At 72.7% G+C, this 13,470-nt stretch carries 14 protein-coding genes; 9 read left to right on the plus strand and 5 right to left on the minus strand.

The features are described 5' to 3' along the window. Nucleotides 1-185 precede the first annotated feature (185 nt). Nucleotides 186-611 carry an ATP-binding protein gene (locus ACF1BE_RS14680; protein WP_392199376.1) on the minus strand — a complete coding sequence of 142 codons (426 nt, stop codon included), beginning with the start codon at nt 609-611 and terminating at the stop codon, nt 186-188. A 184-nt stretch (nt 612-795) separates the two neighbouring features. On the opposite strand from ACF1BE_RS14680, the gene ACF1BE_RS14685 reads away from it, so the two are divergent. From ACF1BE_RS14685 to hemC, 5 genes are all read left to right on the plus strand, one after another. Then, nucleotides 796-1,569, plus strand: a complete 774-nt coding sequence (locus ACF1BE_RS14685; RefSeq protein WP_392199377.1) for an IclR family transcriptional regulator — start codon at nt 796-798, stop codon at nt 1,567-1,569. A 44-nt stretch (nt 1,570-1,613) separates the two neighbouring features. Then, entirely contained in the window at nt 1,614-3,128 is a 1,515-nt protein-coding gene (glpK, locus tag ACF1BE_RS14690; RefSeq protein ID WP_392199378.1) for a glycerol kinase GlpK, read from the plus strand. 333 nt (nt 3,129-3,461) lie between these two features. Next, nucleotides 3,462-4,442, plus strand: a complete 981-nt coding sequence (locus ACF1BE_RS14695; protein ID WP_392199398.1) for an ATP-dependent DNA ligase — start codon at nt 3,462-3,464, stop codon at nt 4,440-4,442. Between the two features lie 115 nt (nt 4,443-4,557). Further along, complete coding sequence (locus ACF1BE_RS14700) at nt 4,558-5,334, plus strand: NPP1 family protein (RefSeq protein WP_392199379.1); 777 nt, start codon at nt 4,558-4,560, stop codon at nt 5,332-5,334. A 103-nt stretch (nt 5,335-5,437) separates the two neighbouring features. After that, nucleotides 5,438-6,373, plus strand: a complete 936-nt coding sequence (hemC, locus tag ACF1BE_RS14705) for a hydroxymethylbilane synthase (protein WP_392199380.1) — start codon at nt 5,438-5,440, stop codon at nt 6,371-6,373. A gap of 25 nt (nt 6,374-6,398) precedes the next feature. Here the strand turns inward: hemC and ACF1BE_RS14710 are convergent, their stop codons facing one another. After that, nucleotides 6,399-6,923 (minus strand): hypothetical protein, encoded by a 525-nt coding sequence (locus ACF1BE_RS14710; RefSeq protein WP_392199381.1) that lies wholly within the window; start codon nt 6,921-6,923, stop codon nt 6,399-6,401. A 458-nt stretch (nt 6,924-7,381) separates the two neighbouring features. Here ACF1BE_RS14710 and ACF1BE_RS14715 point away from each other — a divergent pair, with 458 nt between their 5' ends. After that, nucleotides 7,382-8,179, plus strand: coding sequence for an RNA polymerase sigma factor SigF (locus tag ACF1BE_RS14715; protein ID WP_392199382.1), 798 nt, complete (start codon nt 7,382-7,384; stop codon nt 8,177-8,179). Between the two features lie 85 nt (nt 8,180-8,264). Here the strand turns inward: ACF1BE_RS14715 and ACF1BE_RS14720 are convergent, their stop codons facing one another. After that, nucleotides 8,265-8,579, minus strand: a complete 315-nt coding sequence (locus ACF1BE_RS14720; RefSeq protein ID WP_392199383.1) for an ANTAR domain-containing protein — start codon at nt 8,577-8,579, stop codon at nt 8,265-8,267. Between the two features lie 128 nt (nt 8,580-8,707). Between ACF1BE_RS14720 and ACF1BE_RS14725 the strand changes: the two genes are divergently transcribed. Beyond that, on the plus strand, nt 8,708-9,514 hold the full coding sequence (locus tag ACF1BE_RS14725) for a VOC family protein (RefSeq protein ID WP_392199384.1): 807 nt from the start codon (nt 8,708-8,710) through the stop codon (nt 9,512-9,514). 13 nt (nt 9,515-9,527) lie between these two features. Here the strand turns inward: ACF1BE_RS14725 and glgX are convergent, their stop codons facing one another. Then, the gene (gene glgX, locus ACF1BE_RS14730; protein ID WP_392199385.1) at nt 9,528-11,672 is read right to left on the minus strand and encodes a glycogen debranching protein GlgX; all 2,145 of its coding nucleotides are present in this window, start codon (nt 11,670-11,672) and stop codon (nt 9,528-9,530) included. Beyond that, on the minus strand, nt 11,669-12,175 hold the full coding sequence (locus tag ACF1BE_RS14735; protein ID WP_392199386.1) for a pep a2: 507 nt from the start codon (nt 12,173-12,175) through the stop codon (nt 11,669-11,671). The genes glgX and ACF1BE_RS14735 overlap by 4 nt, the downstream gene beginning before the upstream one ends. 304 nt (nt 12,176-12,479) lie before the next feature. On the opposite strand from ACF1BE_RS14735, the gene ACF1BE_RS14740 reads away from it, so the two are divergent. Further along, on the plus strand, nt 12,480-12,779 hold the full coding sequence (locus ACF1BE_RS14740; protein ID WP_392199387.1) for a DUF5133 domain-containing protein: 300 nt from the start codon (nt 12,480-12,482) through the stop codon (nt 12,777-12,779). A 108-nt stretch (nt 12,780-12,887) separates the two neighbouring features. Beyond that, the coding region (locus ACF1BE_RS14745; protein ID WP_392199388.1) for a maltotransferase domain-containing protein at nt 12,888-13,470 on the plus strand (583 nt) is incomplete at its 3' end.

The following is a 13,470-nucleotide window of genomic DNA, read 5'->3' on the forward strand; positions in this document are numbered from 1 at the left end:
TCGCGGAACGCCTTGACGAACACGGACCAACCCGGTGCGCCGGGGAGCCGGGCAGGCTCCCCGTCGGCCCGGTCCTGTCCGCGCCGGGTGCGCGGGCGACCCGGCCCTGTGGGCGCCCGGGGCGGACCCCGTCCCGCGCCGCCCGGGTTGGCGGCGGCCCTCCGTGCGGGATCGTGGCTGCGCTCTCAGGCCGCGGCCAGTTCGGCCCAGCGGGTGATCCCGGCGGGGTGGACCCGTATGCCGTGGCGGGTCGCCAGGGCGTGGACGATCGCCTCACCCCTGCCGTGCTCGTCCGGATCGGTCCCGGGGAGGGAGCAGCCCGCCGGCAGCGCGGGCCCCGCGTCGGTGACCTCGACCCGCAGGGTGCGGCCGGCGTCGCCCCAGAGCCAGGACAGGCGCAGCTCGGCCGGGGGCCGGGCGTGGATGACCGCGTTGGTGACGAGTTCGGACACCACGAGCAGCGAGTCCTCGACGATGTCCGGGCAGACGCTCCACTCGTCGAGGACCGTCGCCACCCGCCGGCGTACGGCCGAGACGGCGCCGGCGACGGGAGGCAGCGGACACACGTGTTCGCATGCCGCCCGAAGCAGCGTGTTGAGCTGTGCCGCCATGTTCTCTCCCGATGGTGTGCTGCCGGTCTTGCGAGGTGCTGTCGGCGCGTTCCGTGCTTAAGGCACGCTATGGAGACAAATCGGGCCCGTCAATGAACGGCGGTCGGCATTACCGAACAGCCCCTTGCCCGGCCGTCCCGCCGCCCGCGCGGCGAAGCGTCGGTGGCGGTAATAGGCTCGCCTCATGGCCGGCCCAGTCCAGTCGATCGAACGGGCGGCGGCGATCCTGCGCCTGCTCGCCGGGGGGCCCCGCCGACTCGGTCTCGGCGAGGTGGCGGCCTCGCTCGGTCTGGCGAAGGGCACCGCGCACGGCATTCTGCGCACACTCCAGCACGTGGACTTCGTGGAGCAGGACGCGGCGACCGGGAAGTACCAGCTGGGAGCCGCCCTGCTGCACCTGGGCACCAGTTACCTGGACGTCAACGAGCTGCGCTCGCGGTCCCTCAACTGGGCCGACGCCCTGGCCGCCCGCAGCGGCGAGGCGGTGCGTCTGGGGACGCCCCTGGAAGGCAGGGTCCTCGTCGTCCACCACGTGTTCCGGCCGGACGACACCTTCCAGACCCTGGACGTGGGCTCGCTGCTCCCCCTGCACGCCTCCTCGCTCGGCAAGGTGCTGCTGGCCTACGGGACCGCCGCCGTCGAGCCGTGCCGGGAACCGGGCACGGGCCTGGAGTCCTACACCCGGCACACCCTGGTCGACCCCGAGGAGCTGGCCCGGGCGCTGGCCGCGGTCAGGGAGGCCGGGTGGGCCGCCGAGGTCCAGGAGATGAGCATGGGCGAGGCCGGGCTCGCCGCGCCGATCCGGGGGCACGGCGGGCTCGTCGTCGGCGCCGTCGGGCTGTCCGGACCGGTCGAGCGGATCTGCGACGGCCAGGGCCACCCCCGTCCGGGCCTGGTCACCCTGATCCGCGAAGCCGCGCGGGCGATCTCCAGGGATCTGGGAGCCGCCCGCTGGTAGCGCTGGACAGCCGCCCCTCGATCCGTCGGAAGGCAGAACCGATCATGGCTGAACGGTACGTGATGTCCGTCGATCAGGGCACGAACTCGACCCGGTGCATCCTGTTCGACCACCGTGGGCGGCTGGTCTCGGTCGCGCAGCGCGAGCACCAGCAGCACTTCCCCCGGCCGGGCTGGGTGGAGCACGACGCCGTCGAGATATGGCAGAACCTGCGCCGCGTCGTGCCCGAGGCCCTGTCCGACGCCGGTGTCGAGGCGGACCAGGTCGCCGCCCTCGGTCTGGCCAACCAGCGCGAGACGACAGTGCTCTGGGACCGGCGGACCGGTGCCCCGGTGAGCCGGGCGATCGTCTGGCAGGACACCCGCACGGGACCGCTCGTCGAGGACCTCAGGAAGCACCCCGGAGAGGCGTTCTTCCTGGACCGTTGTGGCGTGCCGCCCTCGACGTACTTCTCGGCGCTGCGGATCCGGTGGCTGCTCGACCACGTCAAGGGCGTCGAGCGGCGCGCCAGGGACGGCGAGGTGCTGTTCGGGACGATGGAGAGCTGGCTGATCTGGAACCTCACCGGAGGCATCGGCAGCGGTCTGCACCTCACGGACGCCACCAACGCCAGCCGCACGATGCTGATGAACATCCGCACCCTCGGCTGGGACGGGGAGCTGCTGGACTTCTTCGGGGTGCCCCGCCCGATGCTGCCCGAGATCAGGTCGTCGGCGGAGACGTACGGCGAGGTCCGCTCGGTGCTGCCGGGCGTCCGCATCACGGCCGCCCTCGGCGACCAGCAGGCAGCCCTGTTCGGCCAGACCTGCTTCTCGCCGGGCGAGGCCAAGTGCACCTACGGAACGGGGGGCTTTCTGCTGCTCAACACCGGCGCCGACCTCGTGCGCTCCCGGCACGGCCTGCTCACCACCGTCGCCTACCGGATCGGGGCCCAGCCGCCGGCGTACGCCCTGGAGGGGTCGATAGCCGTCACCGGCGCACTCGTGCAGTGGTTCCGGGACCGCCTGGGCCTGATCAGCAGCGCCCCGGAGATCGAGACCCTCGCGCGGACGGTCGAGGACAACGGCGGCTGCTACATCGTCCCGGCCTTCTCGGGGCTCTTCGCACCCCGCTGGCGCAGCGACGCGCGCGGGGTCGTCGTCGGGCTCACCTCGTACATCACCAAGGGGCACCTGGCGCGCGCCGTCCTGGAGGCCACCGGATGGCAGACACGGGAGGTCGTCGACGCGATGAACGCCGACTCCGCTCTCCCCCTGCGGCAGCTGAAGGTGGACGGCGGCATGACCGCGGACAACCTGCTGATGCAGTTCGTCGCCGACGTGCTCGACGTGCCCGTGGTTCGGCCCATGGTCGCCGAGACGGTGTCCCTCGGCGCCGCCTACGCGGCCGGGCTCGCCGCCGGCTACTGGCCCGACCTGGAGGTGCTGCGCCGCAACTGGCACCGCGCCGCCCAATGGCTTCCCGACATGGACCCCGGGCGCCGCGAGTCGGAGTACGAGGACTGGCAGCGGGCCGTCGAACGGTCCCTGGACTGGGTCAGACCGCCGCGCTCCCCCTGACATGGGGTGCCACTGACCACCGGCCGGCGGTCGGCGGCCGGGGCCGACCGGTGCCGGCCACAGGCCGACGATCGCGTCGGCGAGCCCCGTGGCGGCCTCGCGCCCAGCGGCGCGCGGGGTCGGACCGCAGCCCGTCCGCGGCGCCCACCGAACCGGCGCCCACCGAACCGTCGGATCAGCGGGTCGTCCGGCCGTCCGGCTGATCCGGCCGACCGAGCCGGCCGGGGGGTACCGGCCCCGGGCGGGTCCCGCGGCGGGGCCCGTTCAGGGGAACCGGGGGCGAAAGGCGCGTGAGGGCGCCGGGGCCGGTCGAGACCTTCAGCCGTGACCGCCGTGACCCTGCCGCTCGTCCCGCCGATGCTCGCTACCCCCGGCGTGCTGCCGTCCGCCGCCCAGGACGAGCGCTGGGCGTACGAGACCAAGCAGGACGGCCAGCGGGTCATGGTCTACCTGCCCGGCGACGGCAGTGTGCTGCTGCGTGCCCGCTCCGGCGAGGACATCACCGCGGCCTACCCCGAACTCCGGCCGCTCGGCGCGGCCCTGGGCGGCACGCCCGCCGTGCTGGACGGCGAGGTGCTGGCCCTGGACGAGCGGGGGCGGGCCGACTTCCAGCTGCTCCAGAGCCGGATGGGCCTCGCGCACGCCCCCGCGCGGGCGGCGCGCCGGGCCGCTCAGGTGCCGGCGCACCTGGTGTTGTTCGACGTGCCGTACCTGGCGGAGCCGCTGGTGCGGCTGCCGTACGTCCGGCGGCGGGCCCGGCTGGAGGGGCTGGGCCTGGCCGGGCCGTACTGGTCGACGCCGGGTGCCGTGACCGGGCACGGCGCCGAGGCGCTGCGGGCCACCCGGGAGCACGGTCTGGAGGGCCTGGTGTGCAAGCGGCTCGACTCGGTGTACGAACCCGGGGTCCGCTCCCGCGCCTGGATCAAGATCCGGAACATGCGCGCCGAGGACGTGATCGTCGGCGGCTGGCTGCCGGGCAGGGGACGGCTGGCCGGGCTGCCCGGAGCGGTACTGGCAGGCCAGCGCGCGGGCGGCCGGCTGCGGTACGTCGGCGGGATCGGCACCGGCTGGAGCGAGGCGGAACGCAGGGAACTCGCGGTGCTGCTGCGGGACGTGGCGAGCGAGCGGTGTCCCTTCGACCCGGTGCCGCGCATCCCCGACGCCCGCTGGGTGCTGCCCCGGCTGGTGGGCGAGGTCAGCTACAGCACACGGACCCGGAACGGAATGCTGCGCCAGCCGTCCTGGCGGCGGCTGCGCCCTGACCTCACCCCGCGGGAGTCGGCGGCGGACCTGCCGGACAGCTTCGGCCGGTGACGGGTGGCCGACGAGATGTCACCTCTGCGACACGTGTGACCCCTTGGCAGCACGGCGTGCGGCCGGGATGCTGAACTCCCCTGTGCCCGAACGCCGTTGGAGGAAGCCCGTGCCCGTGTCCCCGATCGCCTCGCGCGTCCGGCGCGGCAGATGGTTCGCCGTCCTGGCCGGCGCCGCCGCCCTGGTCGTCGCCTCCCCCGCCGCCGCCTACGCCGCGCCGCCCTTGGCGCTGCCGCAGAACGCCGAGCCCGCCGAACTGACGTACCAGCCCGCCTTCGACTACGACACCGACGGCTGCTACCCGACGCCCGCGATAGGCCCCGACGGCTCGGTCAACCCGGGCCTGAAGCCGACCGGCGCCCTCAACGGCAGCTGCCACGACGCCTCCGACCTCGGCAACACCAACAGCTATTCCCGGTCCACGTGCAACAACGGCTGGTGCGCCTACCTCTACGGCCTGTACTTCGAGAAGGACCAGGCGCTGCCCGGCAGCAGCATCGGCGGGCACCGCAACGACTGGGAGCACGTCGCGGTGTGGGTGCGGGACGGGCAGGTCCAGTACGTGTCGACGTCCAACCACGGCTCGTTCACCGTGCACCCGGCCTCCGAGGTCCGCTTCGAGGGCACGCACCCGAAGGTCGTCTACCACAAGGACGGGATCGGCACCCACTGCTTCCGGCTCGCCAACACGAACGACGAACCCCCGGAGAACCACCGGCACACCTGGCAGTACCCGCCCCTGGTCGGCTGGAACGGCTATCCGGCGGGCCTGCGCGACAAGTTGAGCGCCTACGACTTCGGCAGCGCCCACTTCGGCCTGAAGGACGCGTCCTTCGCCTCCCACCTCGCGTCGGCGAAGCCGTCCGGGATCCCCTTCGACCCCGGCGCCTGAACCGCTCCCCCTGCGGCGGCCGGCCGGGCCGGACCGTCCGACAGCGCCGGCGAGGCGCGCGGTCCGGCCCTCGACCGCCGTCACAGCGGTCTATCGTGTCCCCATGCCTGTGCCGGAACTCATCCGTATCGTCTCCCGCGACTCACCCATGGCCCTGGCCCAAGTGGAGCGGGTCCGCACCGAGTTGGCCGCCCTGCACCCGGGCGTGCGGACCGAGGTGGTACCGGTGCGCACGACCGGTGACAAGTGGCTGGGCGATCTGTCCAAGGTCGAGGGCAAGGGCGCGTTCACCAAGGAGGTGGACGCCGCCCTGCTGGCCGGGGAGGCCGATCTCGCGGTGCACTGCGTCAAGGACGTGCCCGCCGACCGGCCGCTGCCCGCCGGGACGGTGTTCGCCGCGTTCCTGGAGCGGGACGACATCCGGGACGCGCTGGTGCACCCCGGCGGGCTGACCCTGGACGAGCTGCCGGCCGGTACCCGGATCGGTACCTCCTCGGTGCGCCGGGTCGCCCAGCTGGCCGCCACCCACCCGCGACTGGAGTGCGTGCCGTTCCGCGGCAACGCCAACCGCCGGCTGGAGAAGCTGGCCGCCGGCGAGGCGGACGCGCTGCTGCTGGCGGTGTCCGGCCTGGAGCGCATCGGCCGGACCGACGTGATCAGCGAGGTGCTGTCGCCGGAGACGATGATGCCGCCGATCGGCGCGGGCATCCTCGCCCTCCAGTGCCGGCAGGACGACACCGGGCTGATCGACGCGGTCAGCGGGCTCGGCGACCCGGCCACCCACCGGGAGGCGACGGCCGAGCGGATGTTCCTGCATGTGCTCCAGGGCCACTGCAACAGCCCGATCGCGGGTTACGCGCGCGTGGACCACGCCGGCGAACTCTCGCTGCGGGCCTGCGTGTTCACCCCGGACGGCAAGACCCGGCTGAACGCCCACGAGTGGGCCGGCCGGCTCGATCCGGCCACGCTCGGCACCTCGGTCGCGGTGGCGCTGCTCCGGCAGGGCGCGCGGGAGATCATCGACGGTATCCCGCACTGAGCCCGGCCGGGACGCACCGCCCGTCTCAGGCGGTGCCCGGCTCCGCCTGGTCCTTCAGGAAGGCGCTGACCTGGTGGGCGAGGCCGCACGGGCCGGTACCGGCGGGTGTGGCCGCCGTGGTCCCCGTGACGACGCCGATCCCGCCCGCCCACAGCCGGCGGTCGCTCCACTCGTCCTCCACCCGCAACTGCACCTGCACGTCCACGTGGGTGAGGGCGGCCTCGGGCGCGGCGGCGTAGAGCACGGCGGTGGCCCGGCGCAGCGGGTAGACGTCGAAGCCCTCGATGAACTGCGAGTTGCGCCAGTCGATGAAGGCCCCCTCGCCGTCCGGGCCGACCCGGACGTCGATCTGACCGTCCTCCAGATGGATGCCGTAGTGCCGTGTGCCGCGGTTCTCGACGGTCACCCGGACACTGAAGTACGTCAGTCCGGCGGCGGCGTCGTCCCGTCCGCGCGGCGGCTCGGCAGGCTCCAGGCGGTGGACGCGGACCCGCAGACCGGCATGCTCCTCGTACTCCTGCCAGTCCCCGACCACGTTCGGCTCGTACACGGTGCCCCTCTCGACCCTCGAGAGCTGCTGTCTATCTGTGTGCTCAGCGCACTGTCAAATGAGCAGAATGCGCTGTGGCCAGGGGATTCACCGCCGTTGATCGGTGATCAAGCGCTGCCCAGGCAGAATCCGTTCGCGGCGCCTCACCGCCGGTACGCGCGCGTGCCGCACATCACGTCCGCGGCGAGATCGGCGGGCCGCCCCGGCCGGGCACCGCGAAGCCGGCGGCAGCGGTCCCGGTGAGCCCGCGACGCCGGTCAAGGATATCCTGTTGAATTAGCCGATATGTATGCATTTGTTTTGAGATGCGCAAGGACGGGAAAGCGGACACCAGTGCTTCGGACAGGAGGCACGTCCGTGGGAGCCGGCACGGCCGGGGCCCCGGTGTCCTCTCCATGGTCCGGGCGCACCTCCCACGGTGTCTGTCCATCCAGCACCTGCCGAAAGAGGTGCGCGCCATGCGTGTCACTGGCAGCACGAAGTCCCACCCCCATGACGACGCCCCGGACACGGGCAGGATCTTCGAGCGGCTGGCGGGACTGCCCGACGGTTTCGAGCGGCAGGCGCTCCGGGACGAGCTGGTCCGCCTGTGGCTGCCCATGGCGGAGCGGATCGCCGTGCGGTTCCGCGGCCGGGGGGAGGCCCTGGAGGACCTCTACCAGGTGGCCGCGCTGGGCCTGGTCAAGGCCGTCGACCACTACGACCCCTCGCGTGGCCGCGCCTTCGAGGCGTACGCCGTCCCCACCATCACCGGGGAGATCAAGCGCCACTTCCGTGACCACATGTGGACCCTGCACGTGCCGCGCCGGGTGCAGGACCTGCGCAACCGGGTCCGCTCGGCGATCAAGGAGCTGGCGCAGACCACGTCGGGCCGAGCCCCCACCGTCGCCGACATCGCCGCGCACACCCGGCTGACCGAGGACGAGGTGCGTACGGGCATGGAGGCCCTGGAGTGCTTCTCCGCGCTGTCCCTGGACGCGGAGGTGGCCGGCACCGACGGGTACGCCCTCGGCGACTCCCTGGGAGCAACCGACCCGGGGTACGACCTCGTCGTGGACCGCGCCGCGGTCAAGCCGTGCCTCGCCGCCCTGCCCGAGCGCGAGCGCACCATCCTGTACCTGCGGTTCTTCGGCGGCATGACGCAGAGCCGGATCGCCCAGCAGCTCGGCATCTCGCAGATGCACGTCTCGCGGCTGCTCAGCGGCTGCTTCGACCGGCTGCGCGAGGAACTCCTCGCGGAGACCCGCACCCGCTGACCGTGCGGCGCCGCGCCGCGCCGGCCAGGGTCTTTCGTTCGGATCAGGCCGACCCGCGAGCCCGGCATGATCCGAACGAGAGGGCCTACGTCCCCTCCGCCTCCGGGATCTGCGTGGGACCGTACCGGTCCAGGGCGTCCTCCAGCTCCGCGCGGACGTGCGGGGGGAGGTCGCCGCGACGGCCCCAGACGAGGATCATCTCCGCGATGTTGCGCAGCTTGATGTTGGTGTGCTGGGAGACGTCCTTCAGCACCTGCCAGCCCTGGTCGGGCGTGACCCGGCCGAGGGCGACCACCATCCCGATCGCCTGGTCGACGACGGCATGGGAGACCATCGCCTCCTTCAGCTGGTCGACCTCCGCCTGAAGCGCGGCGACGCGGTCCGGCTCGCTCTCCTCCATGCCTCCATCCTGCGCAGAGGCCTGGACCCCTGCCACCCGGGGTACTCGGCGTGCACTCCGCCCCTTTCCGGTCGGACACTGGTGCCAGACCGGTGGCCGCCCGGCCCCGAGAGCAGGACGCGACTGCCATGAACCACGACACCCCCGCCGGCGTACCGCGTAGGAAAGACATCGTCTCCACGCACTCCGTTTTCGGTGCGCCGTGCTGGGTGAGCCTGACCAGCCGCGATCTCCAGGCCACCCAGGACTTCTACACGGCCGTGCTGGGCTGGCGCTGGCGCGGCGCCAAGCTCGGCGAGCACTTCCGTATCGCCCTGGCGAACGGCGTGCCGGTGGCCGGGATCGCCGCCGTGGCCACCATGTGGCAGATGGCGGTCGCCTGGACGCCGTACTTCGCGGTGCCGGACGCGGACGTGGCCGTGTCCCGGGCCCGGGAGCGCGGCGGTACAGCGGCGGTCGGGCCGCTGTCCTTCCCGCCCGGCCGGGCGGCGCTGCTCGCCGACCGGGACGGGGCGACCTTCGGCATCTGGCAGGGCGAACTGGTCTCCAACTGGGAGGCGTGGCGGCAGGCCGCGCCGGCCTTCGTCCGGCTGCACACCCGGGACGCCTTCGACGCCGCGATCTTCTACGGCGAGATCCTGGACTGGGCGTCCGGGCTGCCGGGCTGCTGCGAGGTCGAGTACGTGGGCGGTGAGGTGGTGCTGCGCAGCCGCGGTGACGTGGTGGCGCGCATCGACTCGGGCGCGGTGGGGGCCGCCCCGGACCCCTCGGTGCGGCCCCACTGGCAGATCCACTTCGCGGTGACCGACGTGGCGGGCTGCGCCCGCGCGGCGGAGAAGCACGGTGGCAGTGTGCTGCGCGAGGACGAGACGGAGGCGATCCTGCGCGACGCGGACGGCGCGCAGTTCACGGTGACGTCGCGGCGCGGCCACTGACGGTCCCGTGGCGTCAGCCGCCGGCCCGCGACGGGCGGGACAGCAGGACCAGGCCGCGGGACTCCACGCGGAGCCTCGTGCCGGCCTTGTGTTCGCGTTCGTCGGGGACGCCCTCGGGGTCGGCGGTGTCGACCAGGGTGGTCCAGCGCTCGCCGTAGGAGGCGTCGGGCAGCCGGAAATCGACCGGCTCCCAGTAGCCGTTGACGAGCAGCAGGAAGGAGTCGTCGGTCATGCGGCGCCCGTAGGCGTCGCGTTCGGCGATGGCGTCGCCGTTGAGGAACACGCCGACCGAGTGCGCGTCGTCGCGCTGCCAGTCCCGGCCGGTCATCTCGCGGGCGTCGGGGCGCAGCCACATCAGGTCGGGCAGCGGCTGCTCGGCGTTGGTCACGGTGTCGCCGCGGAAGAAGCGGCGGCGGCGCAGTACCGGGTGCCCGGCGCGCAGGGCGATCAGGTGCCGGGTGAAGTCGGCGAGGCCGCGCTGCTCGTCGGTGAGGTCCCAGTCCACCCAGGAGATGTCGTTGTCCTGGCAGTAGGCGTTGTTGTTGCCGCGCTGGGTGCGGCCGAGTTCGTCGCCGTGGCAGAGCATCGGGATGCCCTGCGAGAGCAGCAGGGTGGCCAGCAGGTTGCGCTGCTGGCGGGCGCGGAGTTCCAGGACGGCGGGGTCGTCGGTGTCGCCCTCCACCCCGCAGTTCCAGGACCGGTTGTGGCTCTCGCCGTCCCGGTTGTCCTCGCCGTTGTCCTCGTTGTGCTTGTCGTTGTACGACACGAGGTCGCGCAGGGTGAATCCGTCGTGCGCGGTGACGAAGTTGACGCTCGCGCGGGGCCGGCGCCGGCTGTGCTGGTAGAGGTCGGAGGAGCCGGTGAGCCGGGAGGCGAACTCGCCGAGCGCGCCCGGCTCGGCCCGCCAGAAGTCTCGTACGGCGTCGCGGTACTTGCCGTTCCACTCCGACCACAGCGGCGGGAAGTTGCCGACCTGGTAGCCGCCCTCGCCGACGTCCCAGGGTTCGGCGATGAGCTTGACGCGGCTGATCACCGGGTCCTGCTGGATCAGGTCGAAGAACGCCGAGAGCCGGTCCACCTCGTGGAACTGCCGGGCCAGGGTGGCCGCGAGGTCGAAGCGGAAGCCGTCGACGTGCATCTCGGTGACCCAGTACCGCAGCGAGTCCATGATCAGCTGGAGCACGTAGGGGTGCCGCATCAGCAGGCTGTTGCCGGTGCCGGTGGTGTCGTAGTAGTGCGCCCAGTCGCCGTCGACCAGGCGGTAGTAGGAGGCGTTGTCGATGCCCCGGAAGGACAGCGTGGGCCCCATCTCGTTGCCCTCGGCGGTGTGGTTGTAGACCACGTCGAGGATGATTTCGAGGCCGGCCGCGTGCAGCGCCTTCACCATGGCCTTGAACTCGTCGACCTGCCGGCCGCGGCTGCCGAAGGCGGCGTAGGCGTTGTGCGGGGCGAAGAAGCCGATGGTGTTGTAGCCCCAGTAGTTGGCCAGGCCGCGGTCCTGGAGGATGCCGTCCTGCACGAACTGGTGCACCGGCATCAGCTCCACCGCGGTGACGCCGAGCGAGGTCAGGTGCCCGGTCACGGCGGGGTGCGCGAGACCGGCGTAGGTGCCGCGCAGCCGGTCGGGGACGTCCGGGTGGCTGCGGGTGAGGCCGCGGACGTGGGCCTCGTAGATGACCGAGTCCGCGTACGGCGTCCTGGGCGGGCGGTCGTCGCCCCAGTCGAAGAAGGGGTCCGTGACCACGCCCAGCATGGAGTGGCCGGCGCTGTCGGCCGGGTCGGGGCCGTCCGGGGCGCGCTCGTACAGGGAGGGGTGGTTGTCGATCTGGCCGTCGACGGCACGGGCGTACGGGTCGAGCAGCAGCTTCGCCGGGTTGCACCGGTTGCCGAACGCCGGCTGCCAGGGGCCGTGCACCCGGTAGCCGTAGCGCCGGCCGGGGGCGACGCCGGGCAGGTAGGCGTGCCAGACGAAGCCGTCGACCTCCTGCAGCGGGACGGTGGTCGCGCTGCCGGCCTCGTCGACGAGGATCAGCTCGACATGCTCGGCGACCTCGCTGAAGAGGGCGAAGTTGGTGCCCTGTCCGTCGAACGAGGCGCCCAGCGGGTAGGGGTGCCCGCTCCAGACGGGCACCCCTTCGCGGACCTTGCGGGCGGTCACCGGCTGCCCGCCAGAACGTGTGCGCCGGCGGGCGCGGCGAGCACGGCCACGCGCTGGGCGCGCGGCACCTTCAGGCCGGTGCGCAGGGTGGGGGCGGGGGCGATGGGCACCAGCGGGACGCGCTGGCCGGCGCGGGCCCGCTGCGAGAACCAGATGATCTTGGTTCCGGTGTCCGAGGCGCAGCAGCCCCAGCCGTCGCTCATGGCGGCGATGTCGGCCAGGCAGGCCCGCAGGTCCTGGTCGGGGCGCAGATCGGGGTCGTCGCCCCCGAAGGCCGTGATGAGGTGCTGACCGTTCCACCACATCTCGATGGAGGTGTGCTTGTCCGTGGCGTGCGCGTCGATCGCCCGCAGCAGCAGCTCCGCGCCGCGGCAGACGGGGTCGACGAGGTTGTCGAGGTCCCAGTGGCGGAGGTGGGCGGCCAGGATGCGGCTGACCTGTCCCACCCGTTCCGGGCTGACTTCCACGTCGAGGTGGTAGTAGCAGGGCACTGCGGTCTTCATCGTCGCTTGCTCCTCACCGGCGAAGCTCTCGCTCCCTCAACCCCGTCCGGGAGGGATCCCGGACACGAAGCGTGAGCGTTCATCGCTCCTGAGTCACCTTCTACCGTGCGGCCGCTACGCCATTCGTGCAACAGGAACACCCGACACCCGTAACCGTTGAAGCCCCAACAAGACGCTGGGTCGTGGTGCGTGCACCATGAGTGAAAGCCTCGATCGCCGTAACGGTGCCGCGCCTCCCCGTGTGCGGACACCACCCGACCGTCGGGAACGCGCCCAGTCGAGAGCGTGGAAGGTGAACAGGGCCATGCTGCTACCGGCCAAGGCCGAAGTGGCCCGGCAGTTGCGGCGGTACCGGGCGTGGGAGCGCGTGATGCTCGCCTCGCCGTACGACCGCACGGTCCGGGCCACCTTCGAGGACTCGGGATACACGCTGTGCGTTCTGATGGGCAAACGCTGTGCCCGCGAGGCGGCGGACGCCGCCGAACGCTATCTGCGCACCAGCCTGGTCACCTACCTGCGCGAGCAGGGCGGCCGGCCGCAGCCGCGCCGGGCGGGCAGAAGAGCGCCGCCACCGGAGCGGCGTTCCACGGCGCCAAGCCCCTGACCTGGCACCGTACAAGGCGTTCCTCTCGGGTCCGGCACGCGCCGGCCCGACTTCGGAGCGCGAGGCCGGGCCGGGTGCCCGGCTTCGCGCACGGCGGAGGTGAGATACATGCGCAGGACCCCGGCCATCGGCCGTGTACCGGTACGTGACGTCCGGCCGGCCGTGGACTGCGGCAGGCGCCCGGCGAAGGCGGTGGCCGGCGAGACCTTCCAGGTGACGGCCACCGTGTTCCGCGAGGGGCACGACGCCGTGGGCGCGAACGTGGTCCTGCGCGATCCGAAGGGCCGCAGGGGCCCGTGGACGCCGATGCGGGAGCTGTCCCCGGGCAGCGACCGCTGGGGCGCGGACGTCACCCCGGACGCGACGGGACGCTGGACCTTCCGCGTGGAGGCCTGGAGCCATCCGCTGGCGACCTGGCGGCAGATCGCGTCCGTCAAGGTGCCGGCCGGCATCGACACCGGCCTGGTGCTGGAGCAGGGCGCCGAGCTGTACGAGCGGGCGGCGGGCGGAGTGCCCAAGGGCCCCGGACGGGACCTGGTGCTGGCCGCCGCGCGCGCCCTCGGCGACGACTCCCGCTCCGTCCACCACCGTCTGAAGGCGGCGTTGTCGCCCGAGGTGGAGGCGCTGGTGAGCCGGTATCCGCTGCGGGAGCTGGTCACCGCCTCGGACGCGATGCCGTTGCTGGTGGAGC

The organism is Streptomyces sp. NPDC014991 (assembly GCF_043080665.1).
Classification (GTDB): Bacteria; Actinomycetota; Actinomycetes; order Streptomycetales; family Streptomycetaceae; genus Streptomyces.

Bases quoted from the DNA above. Each gene is read 5' to 3' on its own strand.
- hemC (WP_392199380.1), top strand. From the start codon at position 5,438: ATGCCTGTGCCGGAACTCATCCGTATCGTCTCCCGCGACTCACCCATG.
- ACF1BE_RS14740 (WP_392199387.1), top strand. From the start codon at position 12,480: ATGCTGCTACCGGCCAAGGCCGAAGTGGCCCGGCAGTTGCGGCGGTAC.
- ACF1BE_RS14715 (WP_392199382.1), top strand. From the start codon at position 7,382: ATGCGTGTCACTGGCAGCACGAAGTCCCACCCCCATGACGACGCCCCG.
- ACF1BE_RS14685 (WP_392199377.1), top strand. From the start codon at position 796: ATGGCCGGCCCAGTCCAGTCGATCGAACGGGCGGCGGCGATCCTGCGC.
- ACF1BE_RS14680 (WP_392199376.1), bottom strand. From the start codon at position 611: ATGGCGGCACAGCTCAACACGCTGCTTCGGGCGGCATGCGAACACGTG.
- ACF1BE_RS14735 (WP_392199386.1), bottom strand. From the start codon at position 12,175: ATGAAGACCGCAGTGCCCTGCTACTACCACCTCGACGTGGAAGTCAGC.
- ACF1BE_RS14725 (WP_392199384.1), top strand. From the start codon at position 8,708: ATGAACCACGACACCCCCGCCGGCGTACCGCGTAGGAAAGACATCGTC.
- glpK (WP_392199378.1), top strand. From the start codon at position 1,614: ATGGCTGAACGGTACGTGATGTCCGTCGATCAGGGCACGAACTCGACC.
- ACF1BE_RS14720 (WP_392199383.1), bottom strand. From the start codon at position 8,579: ATGGAGGAGAGCGAGCCGGACCGCGTCGCCGCGCTTCAGGCGGAGGTC.